The sequence below is a fragment of the Campylobacter concisus genome (assembly GCF_003048555.1).
Classification (GTDB): domain Bacteria; phylum Campylobacterota; class Campylobacteria; order Campylobacterales; family Campylobacteraceae; genus Campylobacter_A; species Campylobacter_A concisus_AO.
Map to the genome: position 1 here is coordinate 1 of NZ_PIRR01000010.1, position 24290 is coordinate 24290.

General features: G+C 37.6%; 29 protein-coding genes and 1 other RNA gene. 6 read left to right on the top strand and 24 right to left on the bottom strand.

Annotated features, from left to right (window positions below; genetic code table 11):
- The coding region (locus tag CVS92_RS02790; RefSeq protein ID WP_159070346.1) for a DUF1524 domain-containing protein at positions 1–742 on the top strand (742 nt) is incomplete at its 5' end.
- A 73-nt stretch (positions 743–815) separates the two neighbouring features.
- On the opposite strand, the gene CVS92_RS02795 is transcribed toward CVS92_RS02790, so the two are convergent.
- From CVS92_RS02795 to CVS92_RS02860, 14 genes are all read right to left on the bottom strand, one after another.
- A complete protein-coding gene (locus CVS92_RS02795; protein ID WP_107788438.1) occupies positions 816–1871 on the bottom strand; it encodes a glycoside hydrolase family 3 N-terminal domain-containing protein in 1056 nt (351 codons plus the stop codon).
- Entirely contained in the window at positions 1868–2758 is an 891-nt protein-coding gene (locus CVS92_RS02800) for an NAD(P)H-dependent glycerol-3-phosphate dehydrogenase (RefSeq protein ID WP_107788439.1), read from the bottom strand. The genes CVS92_RS02795 and CVS92_RS02800 overlap by 4 nt, the downstream gene beginning before the upstream one ends.
- A 12-nt stretch (positions 2759–2770) precedes the next feature.
- Entirely contained in the window at positions 2771–4192 is a 1422-nt protein-coding gene (gene gatB / locus CVS92_RS02805) for an Asp-tRNA(Asn)/Glu-tRNA(Gln) amidotransferase subunit GatB (RefSeq protein ID WP_107788440.1), read from the bottom strand.
- Positions 4193–4356: 164 nt separating this feature from the next.
- The gene (locus CVS92_RS02810) at positions 4357–5040 is read right to left on the bottom strand and encodes a F0F1 ATP synthase subunit A (protein ID WP_107788441.1); all 684 of its coding nucleotides are present in this window, start codon (positions 5038–5040) and stop codon (positions 4357–4359) included.
- A gap of 65 nt (positions 5041–5105) precedes the next feature.
- Positions 5106–5867 (bottom strand): TSUP family transporter, encoded by a 762-nt coding sequence (locus CVS92_RS02815; protein ID WP_103559700.1) that lies wholly within the window; start codon positions 5865–5867, stop codon positions 5106–5108.
- Positions 5868–6021: 154 nt separating this feature from the next.
- Positions 6022–6558, bottom strand: coding sequence for a superoxide dismutase family protein (locus tag CVS92_RS02820; RefSeq protein ID WP_087577114.1), 537 nt, complete (start codon positions 6556–6558; stop codon positions 6022–6024).
- A gap of 66 nt (positions 6559–6624) precedes the next feature.
- Positions 6625–7392, bottom strand: a complete 768-nt coding sequence (locus CVS92_RS02825; RefSeq protein ID WP_107788442.1) for a TIGR02757 family protein — start codon at positions 7390–7392, stop codon at positions 6625–6627.
- Positions 7389–9260, bottom strand: a complete 1872-nt coding sequence (gene flgK, locus CVS92_RS02830) for a flagellar hook-associated protein FlgK (RefSeq protein WP_084107861.1) — start codon at positions 9258–9260, stop codon at positions 7389–7391. Before flgK ends, CVS92_RS02825 begins: the two co-directional genes overlap by 4 nt.
- 3 nt (positions 9261–9263) lie before the next feature.
- Positions 9264–9695: a flagellar export chaperone FlgN gene (gene flgN / locus CVS92_RS02835; protein WP_021091397.1), complete on the bottom strand. Its 432-nt coding sequence runs from the start codon at positions 9693–9695 to the stop codon at positions 9264–9266.
- A 13-nt stretch (positions 9696–9708) separates the two neighbouring features.
- Complete coding sequence (locus tag CVS92_RS02840) at positions 9709–9912, bottom strand: flagellar biosynthesis anti-sigma factor FlgM (RefSeq protein WP_199906401.1); 204 nt, start codon at positions 9910–9912, stop codon at positions 9709–9711.
- A gap of 58 nt (positions 9913–9970) precedes the next feature.
- Complete coding sequence (locus tag CVS92_RS02845; protein WP_054196705.1) at positions 9971–10270, bottom strand: rod-binding protein; 300 nt, start codon at positions 10268–10270, stop codon at positions 9971–9973.
- Positions 10270–11322 (bottom strand): flagellar basal body P-ring protein FlgI, encoded by a 1053-nt coding sequence (locus tag CVS92_RS02850; RefSeq protein WP_107788443.1) that lies wholly within the window; start codon positions 11320–11322, stop codon positions 10270–10272. Before CVS92_RS02850 ends, CVS92_RS02845 begins: the two co-directional genes overlap by 1 nt.
- 64 nt (positions 11323–11386) lie before the next feature.
- Positions 11387–11953, bottom strand: coding sequence for a 16S rRNA (guanine(966)-N(2))-methyltransferase RsmD (gene rsmD / locus CVS92_RS02855; protein ID WP_107788444.1), 567 nt, complete (start codon positions 11951–11953; stop codon positions 11387–11389).
- Positions 11950–12294: an ornithine carbamoyltransferase gene (locus tag CVS92_RS02860; protein WP_107788445.1), complete on the bottom strand. Its 345-nt coding sequence runs from the start codon at positions 12292–12294 to the stop codon at positions 11950–11952. The genes rsmD and CVS92_RS02860 overlap by 4 nt, the downstream gene beginning before the upstream one ends.
- Before the next feature lie 120 nt (positions 12295–12414).
- On the opposite strand from CVS92_RS02860, the gene CVS92_RS02865 reads away from it, so the two are divergent.
- The 4 genes from CVS92_RS02865 to CVS92_RS02880 are packed head-to-tail and all read left to right on the top strand — an operon-like array spanning position 12415 to position 15174.
- The gene (locus tag CVS92_RS02865; protein ID WP_084041076.1) at positions 12415–12810 is read left to right on the top strand and encodes a FlaG family protein; all 396 of its coding nucleotides are present in this window, start codon (positions 12415–12417) and stop codon (positions 12808–12810) included.
- 2 nt (positions 12811–12812) lie between these two features.
- Entirely contained in the window at positions 12813–14573 is a 1761-nt protein-coding gene (fliD, locus tag CVS92_RS02870) for a flagellar filament capping protein FliD (protein ID WP_085657268.1), read from the top strand.
- Positions 14574–14582: 9 nt separating this feature from the next.
- A complete protein-coding gene (gene fliS / locus CVS92_RS02875) occupies positions 14583–14954 on the top strand; it encodes a flagellar export chaperone FliS (RefSeq protein WP_072594313.1) in 372 nt (123 codons plus the stop codon).
- Positions 14947–15174 (top strand): hypothetical protein, encoded by a 228-nt coding sequence (locus CVS92_RS02880; protein ID WP_087577120.1) that lies wholly within the window; start codon positions 14947–14949, stop codon positions 15172–15174. Before fliS ends, CVS92_RS02880 begins: the two co-directional genes overlap by 8 nt.
- Before the next feature lie 14 nt (positions 15175–15188).
- Here CVS92_RS02880 and rnpB read toward each other — a convergent pair.
- The 4 genes from rnpB to CVS92_RS02900 form a co-directional block, all read right to left on the bottom strand.
- An RNA gene (gene rnpB / locus CVS92_RS02885) (RNase P RNA component class A) lies at positions 15189–15515 on the bottom strand.
- A 149-nt stretch (positions 15516–15664) separates the two neighbouring features.
- On the bottom strand, positions 15665–16282 hold the full coding sequence (locus tag CVS92_RS02890) for a Type 1 glutamine amidotransferase-like domain-containing protein (protein ID WP_107788446.1): 618 nt from the start codon (positions 16280–16282) through the stop codon (positions 15665–15667).
- A 453-nt stretch (positions 16283–16735) separates the two neighbouring features.
- Complete coding sequence (gene truD, locus CVS92_RS02895; RefSeq protein ID WP_107788447.1) at positions 16736–17860, bottom strand: tRNA pseudouridine(13) synthase TruD; 1125 nt, start codon at positions 17858–17860, stop codon at positions 16736–16738.
- Entirely contained in the window at positions 17838–18659 is an 822-nt protein-coding gene (locus tag CVS92_RS02900; protein WP_107788448.1) for a thiamine-phosphate kinase, read from the bottom strand. Before CVS92_RS02900 ends, truD begins: the two co-directional genes overlap by 23 nt.
- A 61-nt stretch (positions 18660–18720) precedes the next feature.
- Between CVS92_RS02900 and CVS92_RS02905 the strand changes: the two genes are divergently transcribed.
- Complete coding sequence (locus CVS92_RS02905; protein WP_107788449.1) at positions 18721–19734, top strand: hypothetical protein; 1014 nt, start codon at positions 18721–18723, stop codon at positions 19732–19734.
- An 11-nt stretch (positions 19735–19745) separates the two neighbouring features.
- Here CVS92_RS02905 and CVS92_RS02910 read toward each other — a convergent pair whose 3' ends face one another.
- From CVS92_RS02910 to ruvA, 6 genes are all read right to left on the bottom strand, one after another.
- The gene (locus tag CVS92_RS02910) at positions 19746–20186 is read right to left on the bottom strand and encodes a hypothetical protein (protein ID WP_107788450.1); all 441 of its coding nucleotides are present in this window, start codon (positions 20184–20186) and stop codon (positions 19746–19748) included.
- A complete protein-coding gene (locus CVS92_RS02915; protein WP_107788451.1) occupies positions 20183–21607 on the bottom strand; it encodes a Mur ligase family protein in 1425 nt (474 codons plus the stop codon). The genes CVS92_RS02910 and CVS92_RS02915 overlap by 4 nt, the downstream gene beginning before the upstream one ends.
- Entirely contained in the window at positions 21604–22389 is a 786-nt protein-coding gene (locus tag CVS92_RS02920; RefSeq protein ID WP_084107848.1) for an alpha/beta fold hydrolase, read from the bottom strand. Before CVS92_RS02920 ends, CVS92_RS02915 begins: the two co-directional genes overlap by 4 nt.
- Positions 22379–22609 carry a type II toxin-antitoxin system Phd/YefM family antitoxin gene (locus CVS92_RS02925; RefSeq protein WP_072594322.1) on the bottom strand — a complete coding sequence of 77 codons (231 nt, stop codon included), beginning with the start codon at positions 22607–22609 and terminating at the stop codon, positions 22379–22381. Before CVS92_RS02925 ends, CVS92_RS02920 begins: the two co-directional genes overlap by 11 nt.
- A gap of 64 nt (positions 22610–22673) precedes the next feature.
- On the bottom strand, positions 22674–23714 hold the full coding sequence (locus CVS92_RS02930) for a D-alanine--D-alanine ligase (RefSeq protein WP_084107847.1): 1041 nt from the start codon (positions 23712–23714) through the stop codon (positions 22674–22676).
- An 11-nt stretch (positions 23715–23725) separates the two neighbouring features.
- Positions 23726–24280: a Holliday junction branch migration protein RuvA gene (gene ruvA, locus CVS92_RS02935; protein ID WP_084107846.1), complete on the bottom strand. Its 555-nt coding sequence runs from the start codon at positions 24278–24280 to the stop codon at positions 23726–23728.
- Positions 24281–24290 lie beyond the last annotated feature (10 nt).

Here is a 24290-nt window from a genome sequence, read left to right on the forward strand (position 1 = left end):
CGACGAAAAATGGTCGCTAAAAATGCTCAAAAAATACTCCAACAACAAAGTTACATTTAGTTATGTGGATACGCTCGATGACAACAGGCTAGTTGTCGCTTTGCAATCTTGTTTGCGCATAACATACACCTCACCGCGCGCTATGGAGTGGATATTTACGCTTCTTAAGAGACTTAACAAAAATACAACAGCCAATATGCAAGAAATTTTAGAAACCTATGCAAATGAGAAGGTAAAAAATGCGCTAGAAAAAAGCAATTTCTATCCTATGTGTGAGAGAATAATCCTTACATATCTTGATTATATTTTATATAGAGAGTGTATAGTTAGCACTCAAGATAATAAAATCAAGGAAAAATTACAAAATGCTTTTAAAGCGGTTGGCAATGTAAATTTAAAAAATTTAAAAGAGTGGGAATTTAAATTTAGAGACTCTATCGAGCATTTTTACCCACAAAATCCTTCTGGAGATAGTATAGAGCGCATAAATGATGACAAAATTTTGAACTCTTTTGGTAACTTAGCGCTTGTTACAACTTCTGGTAACTCTAAATTTTCTAATCTCGCCCCATCCGCAAAGCAAACTACATATCCAAATATAATAATACAAAGCCTAAAACTGATATTGATGTCAGCATGTATAAATGGCAACAATATAGATGAATATAAACAAGCGATTAGCGAACATGGAAAAGAAATGCTAACTTTATTAAGAGTGCAAAAGCGGAATAATATTATATGAACACTTTTCTCTTAAACTATTTTAGGAGATCAAAAATATCTGGTCTTATGCTACACAAAAAAATCAGATATGTTTACAGCTTCGCCTTTAGAGCCATTATCCTCTTGTATGAAGCGTCTATTCGCTCTTTGCTGATCTTTTTCTCATTTACTGCGTCCACTATGATCTGAGTGATTAGATCGGCCGTTCTTTGGTTATTTATCTTAAACTCACTAAAAAGTAAGATATCGCCTCCAGCGTTTATAAATTTAACTACTTTTTGTGCTAAAGACTCGTCGCCAACGCCTTTCATCAGCATATCATCGCTGATGACTACGCCATTAAATTTAAGTTCATTTCGCAAAAGATCGGTTATTATTTTTTTAGAAAGCGTGGCTGGATTGTCCTCGTCGATGCCTTTTACAAAAAGGTGCCCTACCATGATGATCTGCGCTCTGCCTGTGCTTATGGCGTCTTTATATGGTAGCAGCGCATCTTTACTTAGCGTGACTTCGCTCTTATTTTTATGCGAGTCCTCTTTTGAGCTGCCATGTCCTGGGAAGTGCTTAAGTGTTGTTAGGATGCCCTGCTCTTTAAATGCGTCCATAAAAGCATCAGCATAGATCACTACCTTGCTTGCATACTCGCTAAACGCCCTTTGTTTAGCGGCGATGATCGGCGAGTTTTCATCGTGCAGATCGACCACTGGGGCGAAATTTAAATTTATGCCGCACTCTTTTAAATTTATAGCCATTTTTGAGTAGAGATCATATGCGCTTTTGATATCAAGCGTACTTGCGACCTCGTATGCACTAGGATATGGGCCGTCAAAGCTCTTATCCTTCATGCGGCTTACGTTGCCGCCCTCTTCGTCGATAGCGATGAAAATTTTGGGACTTTTCTCTTTGATCGCCTTTATGCTAGCTTTTAGCTGGGCTTTATTGGTGACGTTTCTACCAAGTAGCATCACTCCGCCAAATCTCTCATATCCAGCGTCGCTTAACATCGCGCGAAACGCAGCGTCTTTTGTGCTAGCTCCGTTAAAGCCAACCATTATCATCTGCGAGACCTTGGCTCTTAGGCTCACCTCAGCGCCGTTTAGCCCAAAAGCAAAAATAGCCATAAAAAGTATAAATTTAAAAGCTCTCATCTTCTTCCCAAAAGCGATTTTACACTCTCAAAAACGTCTTTGCCATTTAGCATATTTTCAACCTCACTGGCGATAGGCACATATATACCCTTTTCTTTAGCGATCTTGCTAATAGCCCTTGCAGTATCCACGCCCTCTGCCACCTCGCCAAGCTCATTTAAAATTTTCTCTAATCTCTCGTGCCTTGCGATGCCTAGACCTACACGGTAGTTGCGCGAGAGTATCGACGAAGCGGTTAAGAAAAGATCGCCTGCGCCACTTAGCCCCATAAATGTCTCATCTTTTGCGCCAAAAAATTTACCAAATCTAGCCATCTCGACAAGCCCACGCGAAATGAGGCTAGCCCTTGCGTTGTTGCCAAGACCAAGTCCGTCGCAGATGCCACCAGCTATGGCGATCACGTTTTTATACGCCCCGCACACCTCAGCGCCGATCACGTCATCTGAGGTATAGGCCTTCATATAGCTTGGGAAAAATGAGGCAAATTTTGAAGCTAAATTTTGATTTTTAGAATTTACCACCAAAGCACAAGGCAGCTTTTGCATGATCTCTTTTGCAAAGGTAGGCCCAGAAAGAAAGGCTAAATTTTCTCCATCAACAAAGTCTTCATAAATTTCATTTAGAAATTTAAGATTTGCCGTGTCTATGCCTTTGCTGGCGACTAGGATCTTTTGACCTTTGTTTTTGTAGTTTTGCTTTAGCCATAAATTTGTAGCTTGCGTTGGGATCGTGCAAACTAGATATTCGCACTCCAAAGCTTCATCCAAGCTTACAAAATTTGGCATCTCTCTTGGCGTTCTTGAGCTGATGACGCACTCGTTATTTTCACTAAATGCGTGAAAAAGCGCACTGCCCCACTTACCAGCTCCGATGACTGCTATGCTCATTTTAGCCCTTTTTTAGCCTATTTTAGCCTTTAAAAGCTCATTGACCTTGCCTGGATTAAAGGCGCCCTTGCCCTCTTTCATCACCTGACCGACAAAGAAGCCAAACATTTTATCTTTGCCATTTTTATACTCTTCGACTTTGTCGGCGTTCGCAGCTAAAATTTGATCTATGATCGCGATGATCGCTGAGTCGTCGCTCACTTGTTTTAAGCCAAGCTTTTCGATGACGCTATCGACGTCTGCATCATGCTCCATTAGATAGTCTAGCACCTCTTTTGCAGCCTTGCCGCTTATCGTGCCATCTTCTATGCGTTTTAGTAAATTTATCATCTTGGCACTGCTAACTGGGCTTGTCTCGATCGTTACGCCGTTATTTAAGCGACCAAGAAGCTCGACTATGAGCCACGTAGTAGCAAGCTTTGGTTGAATTCCAGCAGCGATCAGCTCTTCAAAATATCTAGCCATCTCAACGCTTTGAGTTAAATTTAGCGCATCGCTCTCTTTTGTGCCTAGCTCGCTAACATATCTTGCGACCTTTTGCTCGGCAAGCTCTGGAATTTTTATCGCTTCGTTATACATATCTTCTGATATCTCAACTGGCAGTAAGTCAGGGTCAGGAAAATACCTATACTCCGCGCTATCCTCTTTACCACGCATAGATCTTGTCACTAAATTTGTCGTATCAAACAGCCTTGTCTCTTGATAGACTTCTTGGTCGTATTTGCCATCTTCCCAAGCTGCACTTTGGCGCTCTACTTCGTAGTCAATCGCCTTTTGGATAAATTTAAATGAGTTTAGATTTTTTATCTCAACCCTTGTGTAAAGTTTGGTATCGCCTTTTGGACGGATAGAGACGTTTGCGTCGCAGCGGAAGCTACCTTCCTGCATATTTGCATCACTAATGTTTAAAAAGCGAAGGATTGAGTGTAGTTTTTTAAGATAAGCCACTGCCTCATCGCTACTTCTAAGATCTGGTTCGCTAACTATCTCAAGAAGTGGCGTACCAGCTCTGTTTAGATCAACCAGACTCTCGGTTTCTTCATGGATGTTCTTGCCAGCATCCTCTTCAAGGTGCGCTCTAGTTACACCGATGCGTTTTTTAGTACCATTTACATCGATGATGAGCTCTCCACCTTCCACGATAGGGATCTCAAACTGGGAAATTTGATAGGCCTTTGGGAGATCCGGATAGAAGTAGTTTTTTCTATTAAAGACTGATTTTTTATTTATCTTAGCGTTTATCGCCGTACCAAAGCTGATCGCTTTTTTGACTGCCTCTTTGTTTAGCACAGGTAGCGCTCCAGGAAGTGCTAGGCAGGTCGGACAAACGTGAGTATTTGCCTCGTCGCCAAAGCTAGTCGAGCAAGAGCAGAAAATTTTAGTTTTTGTATTAAGCTGAGTGTGAACTTCTAAACCGATAACGACTTCAAACATATTTTTACCTTTAAATTTATACAAATTTTTAAGGCGTATTTTAGCGATACTTTCTTTTAAAATATCTAAAAATGAGCGTTTTGACTGGAAAAATAAAGAATGTGATTTAAAAATTTAAATAGTTTTAAAAAGGAAAAAGCCATATAAAAATATGGCTTTAAATTTTAATGCTCGTGCTCACTAATAGCAACAGCACCAGCTAGATAAACGTAAGTTAGCATCATGAAAATAAATGTTTGCAAAACAGCCATAAGCGTTAGAAGCGCAAAAGCTGGAAGCGGAGCAAACCAAGGCGCAAGTGTAAGCATCGCTAGCAAGAATAGATCATCGCCCTTGATATTACCAAAAAGACGAAATGATAGCGAAACTATACGTGAAAGATGCGAGATGACTTCAACTGGAAACATAATAGGAGCTAGAAATTTATTCGGTCCCATAAAGTGTCCAAAGTATTTGAAAAATCCATTTTCTCTAATGCCCTCAAAGTTGTAATAAACAAATACAACTAAAGCCAAAACTAGAGTTAAATTTAGACTTGACGTTGGTGACTCAAATCCAGGAATAATACCTACAACATTTGAAAAAAATACGATAAAACCGATAGTTGCAACAAGTGGAAGATATTTCCTAGCTAGTTTTTCACTACCTAAAGTATCTCTTCCCATCGATATAACGCCCTCTAAATAAGCTTCAACTATATTTTGAAGACCTCTTGGTACAAGCTGCATCTTACTCCTTGCTATATAAGCAACTATGATAACAATCAAAGCTACAAGTAGAAAGTGAAACGCATAGATAAAGGCGTGGGAGCTATTTAGGAAATTTGAAAATAGAAACAAATCTTTCATTAATTTACCTTGGATTTAGAATTTTGCGTGATTGTAACAAAATTATTGTTAAAACATTTTTAATTTTAAACTCTGAAATAATCGAAAATCAATTTACAAATAGTCACTGCAACTACCACTAGAAACATTGTTCTAATAAATTTTACCTCTTTTTTAATGACAAGATTTGATCCAAAATATGCGCCTAAAATTTGACCAACTGCCATTAAAAGTCCAACAGCCCAAAGCATCTGTCCGCCAGCTATAAAAATGCCAAGAGCAACGATATTGCTAGTAAAATTTAAGAGTTTTGTATGAGCGACGGCCTTTTTTAAATTTAGCCCAATTAATGCCACTATCGCAAATGTCCAAAAAGAGCCTGTTCCTGGACCAAAAAAACCATCATAAAAGCCAAGTATCAGCCCAAAAACTACATAAAATAGCTTTTCATTCATCTTTGCAGCTCTATCATTTTCACCGACTTTTGGCATAAAAAGCGTGTAGATGAAAATAGCAATCAGCAAAAATGGGATAATTATCTTTAAAAAATTTGTATTTAAAAATAGAATAACCACCGCTCCGATGATAGCTCCAATAAAAGTAAAAACGATACCTACAAAGCACTCTTTATAATTAATTAATCCCCGTTTTGTGAAATTTAGAGTCGCCGTAAAGCTACCAAAGACACCTTGAAGCTTATTTGTGCCAAGTGCAAGATGTGGTGGTACGCCCATCGCCATAATAGCTGGAAGTGTTATAAGCCCGCCTCCACCAGCGATAGAATCGATAAAACCACCTAAAAACGCAGCTACAAAAAAAACGACATAGCTAAGTAGATCAAAATCCATTTTTTACTCTTTTGATAATTGAAATAAAAGCAGATTGTATTTTATTTGTACTTATCTTTTTGTAAAATTTTTATATTTGAAATGAGAGATTTTTGAAATTTATAAATTTAAACGAGCCTTTGGATCTAGCTCAAAGACTCGTTTATTAAAGTGGTTACTTAATAACGCCACAAAGCATTCTAGCACCGCCACCGCCAAGTGCTTTTGGGTTGTCGCTGTGATTATCACCACCAACATGAACCATTAGTGAGTGACCTTTTAGCTCGTCAAGACTTTTTATCTTTGGAGCTAGTACTGGATAGTTCGCATTGCCCTCAGCATCTACATAAAGTGCTGGCAAATCACCTTTGTGACCTTTATCATCCCAGGCAAAAGAGTGCATTTTTGTGCCAGCTGGATCCCAGTGGCCACCTGCTTTCATGCCAAGGCCTTTTTCAGTCGCACCACAGTCAGCATTTTCATGGATGTGAAAGCCGTGTAGTCCTGCAGTAAGTCCCTTTAAATTTGGAAAAAATGCAACGCCGTAGTTTGTCTTAACAGCTACTACTTCGCCGACACTCTTATCGCCCTTCTCGCTTAGCTCATTAACAGGTATAACTAGATGTTCACCAGATTTTGCATCAAAGTGATGACCTTCGTGAGCAAAAAGCAAAGTTCCTAAAACTGCACTTAGTAAAACGATTTTTTTCATACAAGCTCCTTGTGAATAAAATTGTATGGAAAGTCTACCCTAAATTTAAAAATTTAGCAATAATTTTTATTGATTAAGATTTTTTATGATAGTTTCTAACTCTTTACTCTGCCCCATCCTATAAAGCGCAAAGTCGTATTTTATCGGGTCTAGCTCATCAAATTCTCTAAGTTTTTTTGTGAGATCCATGACTGCTTTGAAATCGTAGCTCTTTCTATTTATAAGTCCTAAATTTAAAGAAACTCTATGTGTATGCACGTCAAGCGGCATCAAAAGCTTATCTTTTGGCAAATTTTTAAATAATCCAAGGTCGATGTCGCTATCTCGCACCATCCAGCGAAGATACATGTTATAGCGTTTATATGGACTTTGTGGCTCTTTGCTAAAGCTCTTACCAAAGAAAAACTCATATCCGTCTGAGCGGTAAGAATTTAGCCCGTAAATAAATTTAATAAGCTCATTTACGCCATCTATCATTTCGCCATTTTTTGCAAGGCCTTGGCGTAAAATTTTCTCTATGTCACCCTCTTTTTTAAGGCGTGAGAGAGTAATAAAAATTTCTCTTACATCATTTTCATTTTGAAAGCGGTATTTGAAATTTGATAAATTTTTCTTGATATTTTGCTCACTCTCATCAAGCAAACCAAAATCAAGTGAATTTAGAAATTTCACTATCATTTTTGCGTTACCATAAGCAAATAATGCACAAATGAGCGCTATGTTTGGCTCTTTAAATTTAGTAGCTACTTGAAGTGGATCTGGGGCTTCAAATAGCCCCAAATTTGTATTTTTACTAAGTACGTGCGAGTCTAAAAGGCTCTTTAGCTCGTTCATTGCTTTAGTGAAAGAAGCGTGTCAAGCATTTGATCAACGGTCGTGATGATCTTTGCCGCTGCGCCGTAACTTGCTTGAAATCGGATCAAATTTGTAAGCTCTTCGTTCGTATCTACGCCACTTGTTGATTGAAATTCCTCTTCAGCTGTCTTTTGTAAAGATGTATTTGTATCATGGATCGTATTATTTGCCTCTGTATCACTCGCCATGTCAGTCGTAAGATAGCGGTAATATCCCTCTATCGTCTCATCTCTATCAAGCGCTATGCCACTTGAGTAAAAGGTCTGCTTTTGATACTGAAGCTGGATCATTTTATTAGCAACTTCATTATTTCCGATAACTGGCTTTGAGTAGGCACGAAGCTTTGTGTGGTCTTGGGTAAAATTTTGATTTATGCCGATACTATTTGAGTCAGTACCTGAAAAAAATCTATTTATGCCAACAGCGCCTGGAAAATTTGTGCCGTGATCGACTATCGATATGCTATAAAGCCCTTGAGCTTGTTTTGGAATGAGAGAAAATGTGCCTTTTTTAGTATTTTTATCATAAAAATATGACGCCTCAAAAAAGTCATCAACGTCATTTAGCATATTATTGTCTTTATTGTCATCTGAGTTTGAGTTAAAGTCTTTGACAATAGAGTTGCCATATCTTGTATCATTCATCGTCGTCGTACCATTTACATTTATAGTTTTTCTGGCCACGACATTACCTTTGTTATCATAAACAATAGCTTCAAAACTTCCGTTTCTTATACTATTATCATGATTCATCAACGTCTTATCGCCTTCTAAATAACTTATCGGATCTGAGTTAGAAATTTCAACTGCAGACTCAGCATAGATATTATTTGTACTTGTTATCAAGGTTTTACTAAATGTATTTAGATTATCAATGTATTTTTGGATCGTTCCGTCGCTAAATTTATCATTATCTGGTTCGTAGTTTCGACCCCTAAGATCAAGTGCAGCTCCAATTTTACCACCTGTGATCTTTTCTTCCATTGGGATTCTTCTGCCATCTTCTCTCTCATAATAAATTTTTGTATATCGTCCACTTTCAGTTGAACTCATAGAAATTTCATGAAAATTTACACCATCAACGATACTTACGCCACCAATGTTTAGATTGTAGTATTTTCCTTGATCTGTTATTCCTGTATCTACCCTAGAATTGCTCTTTAGATCGCTTTTATAAACTGCTGTATTTACCAGCTTTGACATAGCAAGCTCAAGCTCATCACGTTTATCACGAAGATCATTTGCATTTATTTTTATACCAGCGTCCGCACCTGATTCTATTCTTTGGATTTGCTTATTAATATTTGCTATTTGTCTGCCTAGCGAATTTATCTCATTTATATTTATTTTTATCGTTTCATCAATCTTTTCATGCATATCATAAAGCATCTTTGACGAGCGGTTAATACTTGCAGTCAATACACTTGCTTTATTTATCAAATTTACTTTTTGAGCACCTGCATTAGGGTTTGAAGCAAAGTTATTCCACGCGGAAAAATACTCCTGAATATCTTTCACCATTCCATTATCTTTTAGATCAGGAAAATATTTTGTAGCTTCTTGCAAAATTCTTTGTTTATAGGCCGTGTTTTCTAAATTTGACGATGAGTATTTTAGTCTTGAGTAGGCAAACTCATCATGAAGCCTTGTTATAGTATCTACTTGTGTGCCTGTGCCAACTCCACCAGGGACTGTATTCATCGCTGGAGATGCAGATTGAACGACGCGCTGCCTTGTATAGTAGTTACTATCGGCGTTTGCAATATTATTTCCGGTTGTACTTATTTGAAGCTGGGCCGCATTTAGCCCCGAAACACCCGTGCCTAATGACATAAAAATATTAGCCATTTTTTAAACCCTTGATTTATAAAAATTATTATCTATGCTATTTCCATCTTGACCGTATTCACTTGCTTTAGTGCCAAAAATTTTTTCATTAAGTGAGTCAAAAAATTCTTTAACAGCAACAACATGTCTTGCATATTCTTTATTGACTTTATGTAAATTTTCAAGCTTTGAACGCATAAGAACAAGCTTTGACTTCACTTCATCGTCTAAAACACTAGCAAGTGTAGTCGTACCGCTCTCTTTTGATACCTTTAAAAGCTCCTTATCTAGTGCTCTTTTCGTATCTTCAAATGCACGAACTAAGGCATTTTTTTTCTTTACACTCTCATCAACGCTTGAGTGCTTAGCCTCTTTTATATTTGCGATATCTTGTATGGTTAAATTTATAAGCTCATCAAGCTCGCCTATAGCCTCGTCCAAAAGCTTTTTTATCATTTAAATTCCTTAATTACAGCAACGCATCAGCCACAGCCCTAGCCGTTTTTGAGATATCAACCTGATAAGTGCCATTTGCTATGGCGTCAACTATCTCTTTTAGCTTTGCGTTTTCATTTGTTCTTACTTCTTTACTCTGAGTTTCGACCTTGGCATCGCTATTTTTATTTAGCGTATTTGCCTGAAAATTTGGTCTTTGGTTCAAAGGCCTTATCATATTCATACCTCTTAAAATAAAATGTTTATATCACTACATCGGCAGAATATAAATTTACTTAAGAGTCTCTCTTTAAAAAATCGTACAAAAGTTCTGAAAAACCAAGATTTCCACTCAATGCTTTACTCATTGCATCGTTATACATTGACCTATAGATATCGCTACCAGCAGCCTTTGGATATAGCGAGTTGTGCTCGTCTTCTTTTAAAGCAATATCAAGCACAGCCTTTACCATATATGCCTCAAATGCATCAGTTTGCTCTTTTAAAAGTGCATCTTGTTTAGCATTTGCATTTTTTATCTTATTTGTAGAAATTTCATTGTATGAATTTAGCGCTAAGGTGTTATCTATTTGCATTATATTATCTCCAAATCAACTTGTATCGCACCAACTCGCTTTAAATTTTCAAGTATCGATATGATATCGCTTGGTGTTGCTCCAAGCTTATTTAAAGCTCTTGTTACATTTGCAACGGTAGTTTTTTCGCCTGAAATTTTAAGTAAATTTTGGCTAGGTGCGACCGACGTATCGCTTCCTATATTTACATCATTTTGTGCTGCTTCATCGTAGCTATTTGGCTCTATTTTTATTGTGATTGCACCATGCGTTAAGACAACTGGACTAACCACAGCATTTATGCCACTTACTATTGTGCCAGTTCTTTCATCAACCACTATCTTCTCATCTGGCTTATACTCCACATCAAGATCAAGCACAGCACTTGCAAGCTCAATAATGCTAACATCATCTGGTTTTTTAACGATAACCGTTCTTGGATCGATCGCCTTTGCAACATCATCAGAAATATTTGCATTTATAGCATTTTGGATATCAAGAGCGGTTTTAAAATTTGTATCTTTTAGGCTTAGTCTTATGCTATCTTGATTGTAAATATCATAAGACACTTCTCGTTCAACCAAAGCTCCATTTAGGATAGAGCCAACGGTTGGGTGGTTGCCACCTGATCTACCCATGCTTTTTCCGCCGATGCTTAAAGCACCCTGAGCCAAAGCGTAAATATCACCATCAACGCCTTTTAGTGGCGTCATGAGAAGAGTACCACCTTGCAAACTTTTTGCATCGCCGATAGATGAGATCACGACGTCAAGCTTGTCGCCATGTCTTGCAAATGCAGGAAGCTTAGCTGTTACCATAACAGCAGCTGCGTTTTTTGACTTGATATCATCTGGGTTTATCTTTACGTTTACACCTTGAAGCATGTTTGATAAAGACTGAATCGTAAATTTTGACGTTGAGCCATCACCTGTGCCATTTAGCCCAACTACAAGGCCATAGCCTATTAGCTGGTTATCCCTTACGCCAACTATGCTTGCAAGCTCTTTTATCTGCGTAGCAAAGGCTGAAGTAGCTATTACTGAAGCTGCTACAAAAGATAAAAATTTTTTCATATTTTTTCCTAAAATTTAGCTATTTTAGGTTTTTAAAGCAAAAGATGTTCCAAATTTTTATAAGTTATTGGAAGTAAGAGAGTGAAGTAGCTCCAAATTTTTTAAATTTTACAAGCTTATATGTAGAAATTTCATCGCTAAATTTAAAGTCGCTGTTGTGCTCAAAAACTATCATATAAATTTTCTCTTTTTTTAGCTGTGAGATTAAATTTACAAGTTTTTCATAGATATCATCAAAGCCAGCTCTTATGTCAAATGGTGGATCAAGATAGAGCAACACCTTGCCACTTTGAGAATTTACAAGATCAGGCAAGATAGAAAATGTATCGCCATTTATCGCTTTTAAATTTGAGCACTCTAGGCTTGCAAGATTGCTTTGTGTGATCTTAAAAGCGGCTCTATCTTTTTCGATAGCGATAGCCCCACTTGCTCCGTTACTAACGGCCTCGCTTGCCATCACTCCACTTCCACCAAAGCCCTCTATAAATGTAAGCGAGTAAATTTCATCTCTAATCACGTTAAAAAAAGACTCTTTTACGATGCTTTTTGTACTTCTAGTCGTGCTTAGACTTGGTAGTTCAAGCCTTTTACCTTTAAATTTACCACTTGAAATTTTGGTATAGAGTTTCACTGATTTGCCCTTAAAATTTCTAGCAGGTCGGCTTTAAATTTATCTATCAAAAGTGAAATTTTCTCTTCTAAGCCCTTTTCATTTTTAGCTTCATTTAGCTCATTTGCTTTTGAAATTTGCATAGCTGAGTAAAATTCTTCAAGCGTATCAAGAAGTGCCATTTTGGTAAAAGGATGAGAAAGATGAGCATTTTTTCCTATTATAAATAGCGGTTTTTTTGTCACGATCTCGCGGTCACTCACTACAAAATCACAATCCTTATGATGAGCAGCTAAATTTCCACAAAAAAGCAGTAGTGTCTTTTGAAGTAAAATACACTCGCACTCAAATGAAATTTTCATATCTCTTCCTATAAATTTTTGCTCGATTTTAGCCTAAATAATCAAAAATTTATATAAACACTAAAGGATTTTAAAATTTTACCGATGTAGAAGCTAACGTAAGTTTTAAGGAGTAAAACTATGGAAATCTTTAAGGCAGCAGCAAATCAGGTACTAGATACGAGCATGAGCACATCTGCTCAGCGTCAAATAGATAGCAGACCTATCGAGCATTCTGATGTTAAATTAAGTGCTGATAAAAACAATGAAACAAAAGATGTTAACGAGCTAGACGGACTTAGCAACGAAGAGCTTGCCAAAAGAACAAGAGAGGTCACTGACAGACTAAACTATCAAATGCAGCAACTCGATACTAATGTAAGATTTGCTTACAATGAGAAGCTAAATTTAATGGTCGTGCAAGTAAAAGACGCTAAAACTGGCGAGGAGATAACACAACTTCCAAGCAAAGAAGCTATAAGAATAAGCGAGTATTTCAAAGAAAGTATCGGAATACTTTTTGACAAGGAGAGTTAAAAATGGCAGTAGGTAACGTAACAAATTTAGGCATCGGCACAAAAAATAGCGGGCTAAATGATGATCTTATCAAGAAATTAAAAGAAGCAGATGAGGCAGGACAGATCAAGCCTTTAACAAAAAGGCTAGAGAGAAATGACCTAAAGCAAAAAGACCTTGCAGCGCTAAAAACTCTAGTTAGCAACGTAAACGTAAGTGGCAAAACACTTGGCGGAGAGGCACTTTATCTAAAAAGAACTACAAATAATGCTGGCAAAAGCGTAACAGCCTCAGCAGCAAATGGTGTTAGCGTGCAAAATTTTAGTATCGATGTGCAAAAACTTGCTCAAAAAGATACATTTCAAAGCTCAAATTTCAAAAACGCTTCAAGCTTAGTAGGTGCGACAAACAACGGCTCTTTTGACGTTGAGATCGATGGACAAAAATTTTCTATTAGCGTAACTAGATCAACCACATATCAAGATATTGTAGACAAGATAAATGATATTAGTGGCGGTAAATTACAAGCTAGAATTTTAAACGTTGGTGGAGATAAACCAAATCAAATCATGCTTCAATCAGGCAACACTGGCGCAACACAGACTATTAAATTTTCAAATGATACGGCTGGTGTTTTAGATAAGCTTGGCTGGGATAGTACGCAGTTTCAGGATAAAGATGCAAATGGCACTCTACTAACAAATCCTGATGGCACACCAAAGATGACATCAAATTTTGAAAAGAATAGAATTTTAAAGGCGCAAGATGCGGAATTTACATATAACGGAGTAAATGTAAAAAGAAGCAAAAATACCTTCAACGACTTAAGACCGGGAATTTCTATTACATTAAATGAAACTGGTAAAACAAACGTAAGCGTCTCTCAAGATACGAAAGAAGTAATAAAAGCTGTTGAAGAATTTATCAAAGACTACAACCTAATGACCATGAACCTTGGTATAGCCACAAAATATGACGAGGAAAAAGGAGCTGGCACTTTCCAAGGTGTTAGCGAAATTTCAAGCTTAAGATCAAATATTGGTCGTCTTGTAAATGGACAAGATAGCGAAGGTAAAGCATTAAGCAAATATGGCATAGTGCCTGATAAAGACGGACAGCTTCAGCTTGATCTAAATAAACTAAATGCAGCTCTTAGCAAAGATCCTGAAGAGATTCAGAAATTTTTCATGGGATCAAGCAAGATCGAGCCGATAAGCTATATGGGAGCATCGACTGTTAGCGCTGGAGCATTAGACATAAAAGCTGGTGATCTTACGATAAACGGCAAGTCAGTTACATTCTCAACTACTGCCACAGCCACAGCTGAAGAGAACGCACTAAAACTTCAACAAGCTATAAATGACGCTGGCATAACTGGAGTTACAGCTAGTCTTGATAAGAGTGGTAAAAGAATCGTCTTAAAAAGAAGCGATGGCGAAAATATCGAGGTAAAAGGTAAAAATTCAGCCTTAACAGCTCTAGGTATGAATGAAGCTACTATAAATCCAGTAACCAAAAAGACAGATGGACTATTTACAAAGCTAGCTAAAATGCTTGATGGTGTCGTTGGCAAAAGTGGTACGATGGTTGCTATGCAAAATCAGTTAAAAGACGAAAACGAGTCGATCACAAAAAACAAAGAGAGCACACAAAAGCTTTTAGATGAAAAGTACACAACAATGCAAGAGCGTTTTATCAAGTATAACGCTATTATCGCAAGCTTAGAAAATCAGTTCTCGACACTAAAATCAATGATCGATGCAGAGATAAATAGCAGAAAATAAGAGAGAAAGATGAATCAAAGTGCATATAGTGCATACGCACAGTCTAGTTTTGGGGGCATTGAGTCCCCAACTAAATTAATAGAAATGCTTTATGACGGGATTTTAAAATTTATATTTCGTACCAAAAAGGCGATAGAAGCTGGAGATATAGAGAAAAAAGTTTATTATATTAATAGAACAAACGCTATTTTTGTTGAGCTTTTAAATTCGCTTGATTATTCTCAAGGCGACGTAGCTCACTATCTTAGCGGCCTTTATACAAGACAGATGCAGCTTCTTGCTATGGCAAATATACAAAACGATGTCGCGGCTTTAAATGAAGTAACCAATGTCGTAAAGCAATTATCAGAAGCATGGAGAGAGGTAACTTCAGGTGAATAGCTGGATCAATGAATTTAAATTAGCATTGATAAACGAAGACACGAGCAAGATAGCTGCTTTGTCAGAAAATTTTAGTGAGGATATGTTTACAAATCTAGCTTTGGCACAAGAAGCACAAGCACTAATTGGCGGTGCAATAGAGCTTTTAAAAAGCAAGTCTTCGCACATCCAAAATGAGCTTATAAAACTACAAAAAGCTCAAAAATACGTAACAAACTAATCAGTTTTTATAAATTTAAAGGCACGGCGTTAAGCCGAGTTCTGTCTTGAGCGATCATTTATCTACGCTTGCTTTTACAAACAAGCTCTAGCGAAGGGTTTTAATATAAGACCAAAACCATCCCTTCTTGCTGCAGGTTGGGTTTATATGGCCACGCAAGTTACCAAGCGTGCCGGTGGGCTCTTACTCCGCCGTTTCACCTTTACCGCCGAAGCGGAAGTCTACTTTCTGTTACACTATCCCTTAGGTTTCCCTAGCCATCCGTTAGATGGAACCTTGTCTTATCGCAGCTCGGACTTTCCTCTTTTGCAAAGAGCAAAAGCGATCGCTTACCGTGCCAGAGCGAAATTATAGCGGCTTTGGCTTAAATTTCTAGTTTTTAAAACTTTAAACTTTATGTTCTTTTATTTAAAAGGTAAATTTGCAGGCAGATAGAGTGCTTTGAGTAAATATTTAGCGTATGTTTTGTTAAAAAGCATATAAAATTATCTCAAAGCGCGATAAATTGAGCGTTATTTATAGGTCGCAAATCATACAAGTTCCCAAATTTCTCCATTATCTCGTGCGTGGCCTGCGTAAAAGGCTCACAGCCAAAGTGTGGTACTGTGAAAAAATTCACCAAATTTAACCCTGTAAAATCACTCATATTTGGGCTATTTTCATCCATAAGCGTAGCATATCTTGTATCTGGTGAGGCCACGATCGCTCCCGCCGACTCACCGATATAAATTTTACCCGCTTTGACCGCGTTTTTTATAGCTTGCCAGACGCGCGATTTTCGTAGCTCATTAAGCAGATAAAACGTATTTCCACCGCTTATATAAATAATGTCACACTCATTAATAGTGGCTAAAATTTTATCGTCGCAAAATGGCTTGTCTTGACTAGACACCGACACGGCAGAACTCTGGAAGCAAGAGACGTCAAGGTGTCTTAGCTTCGCGCCAAAATTTTCTAAAATCTCCACCGCTTCATCTACGTAAAAATTCACCTCTTCAAATTTTGCTGCCGTATCAATAAAAACAATATCTTTGCCTTGAAATTTTACCACTTCATTGATCTTACTCGCAATCTCCGCAAAATAAGAGCAAAGAAAAATATTCGCCATTTTTAATCCATTTAAAATATAAATTTGTAAACGTATTATATCTAAACGATCCTAGAAACGCTTGTATTTTGCCTCGCTCGCGTCTTGCTCCACGGGTAAAATTTAGCGGGTTTAGGATACGGGTCTTGGCGCGAAAATCCAATAAATTTAGCCTCAAATTTGAGCTTAAAATGACAATGTAAAGTTTTTGCACCGCTTGACTCACAGCTTTTAAAGAGCGTTAGGCGAGGTGAATTTTGATTTGCGAAATTTAAACTTGAAAGTTAAGGTGAAGTCTTGCGAGATGGTTTTAAGTGTTTTCTGTGTCACTATGCTCGTAGCTAAACAAAAGAAGTAAATTTCGTCCAAAAATAAGGCATACAGCCTATCGCAGAGCAAATTTTATACTCCGCTTGCAGTTACCAGCATAGACGCAAAAATCATTTAAAAGCACTCGCAAAACGAGCCGCTGCTCTACTCAAAGATATTTTTGTGCAAGATTTCTTCTAGCACAACAGTTGCGTAGCTGCCTTTTTGCAGTGTGAAATTTATCGTAAAATGCGCCTTTTCCTCGTTGTATTTGCAGCTCGCATCCTCCAAATAGCACCACGCAAAGCGCCTAGATCCCGTCATTTTGGCTTTATATTCGTTTGCCTGCGCGAAAATTTGATCCTCTACCGCTCTCGCCGCGCCCTGCGACTCATACGCCTTCGCGCCCGCGATCAGCCCGCAGCTAGTGATATCTCTAGCGTCAAAGCGCGCGCCCTCCGCGTCCAAATCCTCGCACAAAAAGCACTTACCGTGCGGGTAGTGACCCAAAACTTCGCCCTCTATCAGCTTAAAAAATCTCTTTTGCGATTTTAAATTTTTCAAATTTTCGCCGCCCAGATACGGGTAAATTTGAGCTAGCTCAGCGAGGCTAAAATCCTGCGCGAACCTCGAAATCTCCACGCGTTTGCTAAGCCAGCGGTTAAAAAGATCGCTCTGATACGCCGAGATTAAAAAGTCGTTTAGCTTTGGATTTTTGCTCTTTTTGCCGTTTACGGTGCCTGATTTTAGCAGCTCCAGCCCGCTTTGCGCGTTGTCGCCGTATTTGCCAAAACGCTGATAACCAAAGTAGTTTGCATAGCCTATTTTATCGATACTAACAAATGCTTGCTCTAGCTTTTTGGCATTACTTGGTAGCACCTTTTTTAAGCGGATAAAAAAGCTATTCCCCTTTAGATGTCCGATGCGAAGCTTATTTTTATGCACATTTAGGCTTAAAATTTTCATCTTTTCGTGGCTAAAATTCGCTAAATTGCTCTCAAATTTGCGTGGCATAGAGATAAACTGCGTCGTCATGCCCTGCTTGTCCTTTAGCCCGGCATAGCCAAAGTCGCGCATCTTAGCTCCTGTAACCTCGCTTAAGACATGCAAAGCCTCCTGCGTCGTCATATCTTTTTTAGAAATTTCAACGATTAAGTGCTCACCGTCACCGCTAAACTCGTAAAGTGGTATCTCACGCACGACAAAATCATCTGAATTTTTAGAAAAATATGCCTCGATGGGTGCATGAGTGAGTGCGTAAAGTGGCTTAAAAGTGGTGGTTTCTTGCATTTTGTTTTAACCTTTTATTTGAAATTTTTGCAAAGACGCTAATCTTTGTCCGTGTTTTTGCGGCGATCCTTTTGATAGCGTTTAAATTTTTAGGACAAAAAGTAAATAAAATTTCATACTCTTCGCCGCTACTAAGCTCAAATTTACTTAGCTTTTTTGTAAATTTAGCACCCTTTTTGCTAGCCTTTAAAAGCTTAGCAAGATCGGTATTTAGCCCATCTGAGATATCCATAGCTGAGTTTACAAGATGAGCTGCTTTGTAGAAAAATTTATCTCTTAAAATAGGCTTTTTAAATCGCGAGTTTTTTGAAATTTTAGCTAGCCTTAGAAGCGAATTTAGCCCCTTTTTGCTACCTCCAAGCTCGCCAGTAAAAGCCACCAGATCGCCGTATTTTGCATTTTTCCTAAGCACTGCTTTGCCATTTAGCTCGCCAATTACACTAACGCTTATATTTAAAATTTTGCTACTTATCGTGTCGCCACCGATTATCTTTACGCCAAACTCCTCGCACGCTCTGTTTATGCCGGCGCTTAGCTCTTTGATTTGCTGCGGCGAAAAATTCTTTGGCAAGCTAAGTCCAAGAAGCGCAAATTTTGGCCTAGCATTCATCACGATCGTATCTGAAAAATTTACGATCATCGCCTTGTAGCCGATCTCTTCAAGGCTTAGCCAGCCATGCTTAAAGTGCGAGTTTTCAGCAAAGATATCCTTGCTAAAGACCTGCTTGCCAAGCACGGCCGCATCATCGCCAATATAAGCGTTACCAAAGCATTCAATCGTAAAATTTTCTTTATCCATCGGGCCATTATAATGAAACTCCTTTTAATTTTAGGATAAAATAAGCCAAAAAAGGAGTCAAATGCAAAAAATAGAAATTTTTAGATTTAATGCAAAAAAGGATATTTTGTCGTATTTTAAACCATATTTTTTAGAAATTTTAGATTACGCAAACCTTGACGAGCTATTTTTGCATGTTAAAAAGATTGATCCATATTTTCAGCCAATAACTGGCTTTGTGAAAGTAAATGATGTCGTAGTTAGCACTGCTGAACCATTAGTAAATTTATATGAGAAATTTGCAGGCGAGCTTGTGATTTCGCCACTTGATGAAAAACGAGCGGTTTTAGATCTTGAGATAAATGATGACGACTTTTGGGAGAAATTTAAGCCATTTGATAAATTTTGCGATCAAGCAGACAAAGAATTTTATGCAAGCTTAAAGCCATATTTTTATGCTGATTTTGTGAGAGAATACGAGCCAAATTTTATAGGTGCAGCGGCCATCATACTAGCTCATCATCTTTATAAAAAAGAAAAAAATGATGAGATCATGAGGCTTATCAACAATGAAAATGGTATTTTGATAGCTTGTAAGATTGATGATTTTATCTTTGGTGGAAGCGAAATTTATACCGAAGCGATTAGGTTTTTTAAAGAAATTTTAGGGATAAAAGAGGATGAAACCACAAAAAATGAGCTTGAAAAAATAAAGAGCTTGGATAAATTTAAAGGATTTAAAATAGCCGTAAGCGATAAAATCCCTGTAAATTTAGATAAATTTAGAGCAAATTTTATAAATCTAAACATCAAATTTCCTTGTGGATTTGAACTTTTAAAAGCAAACGAAAAGCTTGCATTTGCACTTGCAAGTAAGACCATCTTTAATGCGTTTGATAGCGGGGCTGATTTTTTACTAGCTAGCAATGATGCTGAGTTTTATATGTTTGACACGCTTTCAAAAAAGCTTGAAAAATTTACAAACAGAAGTTTGCAGGATTTTTATATTTTAAGAGTTAGCGAACTGATCGAGCTTGAAAATGGCAAAATTCCAGCAAGCCTAAAAGAGCATACGCTAAAAGTAAATCTAGTCTAAAACTAGAGAATTTATTTTTGCAAAGTCGCATTTTGCTCGCTTAAGGCTTCTTCTTTTTCGTCTTCTTGCCTTATCTCATCGTACCTTGCTTTGGCGTTTTCATAAACACCAGCTGGAAGGCTTATGTTTAAATCGTCCCTTAAGCTCATCACATCATCACAAGCATTTTGGTAGCCAAGGTCGCAACTTTTCATATAATAACTCACGCCAAGCTCGATATTTGAGTGTTTTTTTAGATCACTATCCATTTGCTCATTTATCTCTTCATTTACAAACATATCGCCCAAAGCCTCGCACGAAAGCACATCTTTTTGCTCACAGCCATCATAGAAAATTTCATACGCAGCTACATAATCTCCAGCATTTAGTGTCTCAATGCCCCTGTCATAATCATCGATGTCAAAGCCAAATGCTAAATTTAAAGCTAGGATTAAAAAAACTATCTTTTTCATATAAAGCTCGGTGCATCATTTGAAAATAGTATGAGATCGCCAGCACACGTATTTTGAGCTAGAATTTCTTGCATTTTATTTTTATCCTTTAAGATGATGATCTTTGGCTTTATGATGTGCTTTAGTAAAACTTCAGCATTTAGCGAGCTTGTGATGATGACAAGGTCGAAAATTTCATTTATCACCTTGGCTAAATTTGCATTTTGCTCCGCATCACTCTCGACAATGCCTGGTGTTAGCAGCACTTTTCTGCCAGCATAGGTGCTTACTAGCTCGTAGCTTGCGCTCATACCTGAGAAATTTCCATTAAAACTATCATCGATTATCAGCTTGCCGCCAGCCTCGATCTTGCTTAGGCGGTGCTCGACATTTTTCATCTTAGATAGCGCTCTATCTATCGCTTCGTCACTCATTTTTAGGTATTTTGCCACCTTGATACAAACGGCTAAATTTGTAGCGTTAAATTTACCAAGCAGCGGCGAAGCGTAGTTTTTGCCATCAAGTATAAAAGAAATTCCATCTAAATTTGCATTGATATCTTTTAGACTTTCATCGTAAATTTCTAAATTTTGGCTTGGCTCTTTCTTTGTCGAGCTATGTAAAAATGCCATCTGCAAACGAGCGCTTTGAAGTGCTTCAAGCTTGGTGGCTCGGATATTATCAAGCGTTTTAAAATACTCAATGTGTTGCGCGCCGATCTCGCCAACGATTACGATTTGTGGATTTAGAATTTTAGTGATCTCTAGGATGTCGCCCTTTAGCCTAGCGCCTGCTTCTGCGATGTAAATTTGCGTTTGCTCGCTTAAATTTTCATTGATATCTTTGATGATGCCAGCCATTGTATTTACACTGCGAGGTGTTTTGTAGCAGACAAAGTTATCTTTTAAAATTTCAAAGAGGAAATTTTTGATGCTAGTTTTGCCGTAACTTGCTGTGATCAAGATGATTTTTAGATCTTTATTTGCACCCAGTTTTTTAAGCGCCTTGTTTTTAAATCCTTGAAATTTAATCTTTTCTAAAATTTCACTAAAAAATAGGCTCACAACCAAGACAAAAAGTGGCATCGGAGCTAAAAATACCTTGTGAATGATAAAATTTAGAGCGTAGTTTAAGATAATAGCGCAAGCAAGGATTACAAAAAAATGCTTGATCCTAGCAGTAAAAACTAACTTTTTATCAAGTTTTTTGTGCCAAAGATAAAGAGCTGGCAAAAGTGCAAAGTAAAAATAGATAAAAAACCACTTGCCAGTCGTATAAAATAGCACCAACGGCACGATAAAGAAAAAGACGTGCCAAGCAGGCTTTGTGAAGTGAAAGAGCACACGCTCAGGCCTATATGAAAACCACTGAAAGCAAGTAATCACATAAAAAGCGAGTGCAAAGATAAATAAAACTGTGCTTATGCTTAAAAATATACTCATCTTATCTCCTCAATCCCGCTCTCATCGTCATCTATCACGACATTTTTAGCCTCATTTAGCTCAAAATTTATCCCTTTTTCTATCTCGTCACTTATAAATTTAGCGTGAAGTAAAAAGAAAAAATGATCACCATTAAGCGGAAAAAATGAGCTATTTTTTATGAGCTTATGTATGCTCTCCCCGCTTGTTATGGGCGTTGCCTTGTCATTTTCGCCCCAAAATATCAAAGCCTTGCCACTAAAGTTAGCAAAATGCTTTGTAAAATCCTCATCAACTACGTTTTTTAGGGTCTCATACATCACTCTACTCATACCGCTCACATCCTTTGTGGCAAAGAGTTTATAAAATTTTCCAAATCCAAAAAGCTTAAAAATTTTAAAAATAACGATCTTTGCGCGCACGATAAATGGCTTTTTGACAACTATGCCAGCTGAGCTCAAAAGCACAAGATATGGCGGCTTTAGAAGCGTTGCGACCTTGCCACCAAAGCTATGACCTACTATAATATCTGGCTTTATGCCAAGCTCAGCGCAAAAATTTTCAACGATTTTTGCATAATCACTTGTTTTTAAAGGATCAGTAATTGAGCTTTTACCAAAACCTGGCATATCGATATAAACGTGGCAAAACTCGTTTAGATAGTGCCCAAAAGCCTTTTTCATTATCTCTTTGTTTGCGCCCCAGCCATGCAAGAAAAGCACTATTTTTTTGCATTTTGGATTTACTACTTCGTAGCTGATCTCATACTCGTCTGAGCCGTACTTTACCGCCCTACTCGCCATCGTTCTCTCTTTTTTTTGCAGTATAAATGCTCTCAAGCACGTTCACTGCTTCGCAAAGACGCTCATACTCTTCCATATTTAAAAGCACAGCTTCAAATTTATTATTTTTAACAATGACCGCTCTTTTTAATTCATTAGCTCCCACACGAGAGAGCACTGAACTAAAATTTCTAACCACTTCAGTTGCTGTATAAATTTCGTCTTTTGTAAAAGTTACCATTGTCGCTCTTTGTGTAAAATTTTACGTAAAATATCACAAACTACTTTATAATCTACTAAATGGTCTAAATTTTCCCGCGACCTTTTACTGAAGTGATCGAGTTTATAAAGCTATAATCGATCTTTATATTACGCTCTCTTGGAAGTGAGTTTGCAAGAGCATTTAATGTGCTCTCAAAATCTTCAAATAGATAGTTTGCAAGGCTTCCTGGATTTGGATTTATCTCATTTAGATAGACCTCATCATCTATCACAAAAAAGTCGCATCTAATGATCGCTCCGTCAAATCCACAATCATAAATTTTTGAAAAGTTAAATTTAAGCTTTTGTTTTAGCTCTTCAGAAATTTCAGCCTCTTTTACCTTGTTTTCATTTGAAAAGCTAAGATATTTCTGCTCATAGTCAAGAAATTCTTTCTTTTTTGGCTCTTCGATGATAGAAAATTTTATCTTTCCATCTACCTTACAGCCTGCAAGGTTGTACTCTTTTACTCCCTTTATAAAAGGCTCGACAAGCACATCTTTATCGAACTCAAATGCCACGTCTTTTGCATAAGCTAGCTCACTGGCGTCATGCACTATATTTACGCCAATACTACTTCCAAGTCTTGCTGGCTTTAAGATAATAGGATAGTGAAATTTTGGCTGGCTCTCACGAGTTAGCATCTCATAATCAAGCGCCTTTACACCAGCTTTTTGCGCTAGAAATTTAGTAAGCTCTTTGTTGTAGCTAAGCGCACTTACTTCAAGCCTTGGACCTATATATTTTATGCCGTAAAAGTCAAAAAGTGCCGCTATCTTGCCATCTTCGCCGTCCATGCCGTGGATCAAATTTATAATGACATCACACTCTACTTTTTTATCGCCAAAGAGAGAGTGTATGAAAAATCCACCTTTAGATAAAATGAGCTTTTTTGAATTTTTGTATTTACCAGAGCTAAAGAAATTTGCTCTCATATCTTTCTCTTCGATAAGATAAAAATCTCTATTTGCATCGCAAAATATAAATTTTAGCTCTTGTTTTAGGACATTTTTTAAAACTATCGCACTAACTATGCTTATCTCATGTTCATAGCTCTTTGCTCCAAATATCACACCTAAATTCATTTTTTTAATCCTTATCCTAATTTCTTTAATGCTTCTTTTATAAGATCACTTGTATTTTCACTCTTGCACTCAGGCAAAATTTTCACTATCTTCTCACGTTTAAAGCCAAGTGCCTCAAGTGCCAAAAGTGCTTCGTTTTGGTAGCTTGGCACGCTCTCATCACTTATTAGCTTTGCGTCGCTTAGCTCAGCTATAATGCGTCTAGCAGTCTTTGGTCCGATGCCTGGCACACTTTTAAAGGTATCTGCGTCGCCGCTTATTATGGCGTTTGTAAATGCCTGCGAGCTAAGGCTTGAGCAAACCGCCATAGCCGTGCTAGCCCCGATGCCATTTAGCTTTATTAGCATCTCAAACATCTTTTGCTCGTTTGCATCCAAAAAGCCGTAAAGTAAATTTGCATCTTCTCTTATGATCTGTGTTATGGCAAGCTCGACTTTTTCGCCCTTGCTAAGCTTGGCTGAGCAAAAAAGCGAGATAAAAATTCCATAGCTTACGCCGCTATTTGTCTTAAGTATCACAAATGCGGGATCTTTTCTGCTGACGACGCCTTCGATCGCTTTTATCATCATTTAACCT

Coding starts and splice junctions, on each gene's coding strand:
- CVS92_RS02930 (WP_084107847.1), bottom strand. CDS start 23,714: ATGAATTTAGGTGTGATATTTGGAGCAAAGAGCTATGAACATGAGATA.
- CVS92_RS02890 (WP_107788446.1), bottom strand. CDS start 16,282: ATGGCGAATATTTTTCTTTGCTCTTATTTTGCGGAGATTGCGAGTAAG.
- truD (WP_107788447.1), bottom strand. CDS start 17,860: ATGCAAGAAACCACCACTTTTAAGCCACTTTACGCACTCACTCATGCA.
- flgK (WP_084107861.1), bottom strand. CDS start 9,260: ATGGCTAATATTTTTATGTCATTAGGCACGGGTGTTTCGGGGCTAAAT.
- fliD (WP_085657268.1), top strand. CDS start 12,813: ATGGCAGTAGGTAACGTAACAAATTTAGGCATCGGCACAAAAAATAGC.
- CVS92_RS02800 (WP_107788439.1), bottom strand. CDS start 2,758: ATGAGCATAGCAGTCATCGGAGCTGGTAAGTGGGGCAGTGCGCTTTTT.
- CVS92_RS02910 (WP_107788450.1), bottom strand. CDS start 20,186: ATGAAAAAGATAGTTTTTTTAATCCTAGCTTTAAATTTAGCATTTGGC.
- CVS92_RS02795 (WP_107788438.1), bottom strand. CDS start 1,871: ATGAGAGCTTTTAAATTTATACTTTTTATGGCTATTTTTGCTTTTGGG.
- CVS92_RS02925 (WP_072594322.1), bottom strand. CDS start 22,609: ATGGTAACTTTTACAAAAGACGAAATTTATACAGCAACTGAAGTGGTT.
- CVS92_RS02865 (WP_084041076.1), top strand. CDS start 12,415: ATGGAAATCTTTAAGGCAGCAGCAAATCAGGTACTAGATACGAGCATG.
- CVS92_RS02815 (WP_103559700.1), bottom strand. CDS start 5,867: ATGGATTTTGATCTACTTAGCTATGTCGTTTTTTTTGTAGCTGCGTTT.
- CVS92_RS02840 (WP_199906401.1), bottom strand. CDS start 9,912: ATGATAAGGCCTTTGAACCAAAGACCAAATTTTCAGGCAAATACGCTA.
- CVS92_RS02900 (WP_107788448.1), bottom strand. CDS start 18,659: ATGGATAAAGAAAATTTTACGATTGAATGCTTTGGTAACGCTTATATT.
- ruvA (WP_084107846.1), bottom strand. CDS start 24,280: ATGATAAAAGCGATCGAAGGCGTCGTCAGCAGAAAAGATCCCGCATTT.
- CVS92_RS02845 (WP_054196705.1), bottom strand. CDS start 10,270: ATGCAAATAGATAACACCTTAGCGCTAAATTCATACAATGAAATTTCT.
- fliS (WP_072594313.1), top strand. CDS start 14,583: ATGAATCAAAGTGCATATAGTGCATACGCACAGTCTAGTTTTGGGGGC.
- gatB (WP_107788440.1), bottom strand. CDS start 4,192: ATGTTTGAAGTCGTTATCGGTTTAGAAGTTCACACTCAGCTTAATACA.
- CVS92_RS02825 (WP_107788442.1), bottom strand. CDS start 7,392: ATGAACGAGCTAAAGAGCCTTTTAGACTCGCACGTACTTAGTAAAAAT.
- CVS92_RS02810 (WP_107788441.1), bottom strand. CDS start 5,040: ATGAAAGATTTGTTTCTATTTTCAAATTTCCTAAATAGCTCCCACGCC.
- flgN (WP_021091397.1), bottom strand. CDS start 9,695: ATGATAAAAAAGCTTTTGGACGAGGCTATAGGCGAGCTTGATGAGCTT.
- CVS92_RS02920 (WP_084107848.1), bottom strand. CDS start 22,389: ATGGCGAGTAGGGCGGTAAAGTACGGCTCAGACGAGTATGAGATCAGC.
- CVS92_RS02905 (WP_107788449.1), top strand. CDS start 18,721: ATGCAAAAAATAGAAATTTTTAGATTTAATGCAAAAAAGGATATTTTG.
- CVS92_RS02820 (WP_087577114.1), bottom strand. CDS start 6,558: ATGAAAAAAATCGTTTTACTAAGTGCAGTTTTAGGAACTTTGCTTTTT.
- CVS92_RS02860 (WP_107788445.1), bottom strand. CDS start 12,294: ATGAAAATTTCATTTGAGTGCGAGTGTATTTTACTTCAAAAGACACTA.
- CVS92_RS02915 (WP_107788451.1), bottom strand. CDS start 21,607: ATGAGTATATTTTTAAGCATAAGCACAGTTTTATTTATCTTTGCACTC.
- CVS92_RS02850 (WP_107788443.1), bottom strand. CDS start 11,322: ATGAAAAAATTTTTATCTTTTGTAGCAGCTTCAGTAATAGCTACTTCA.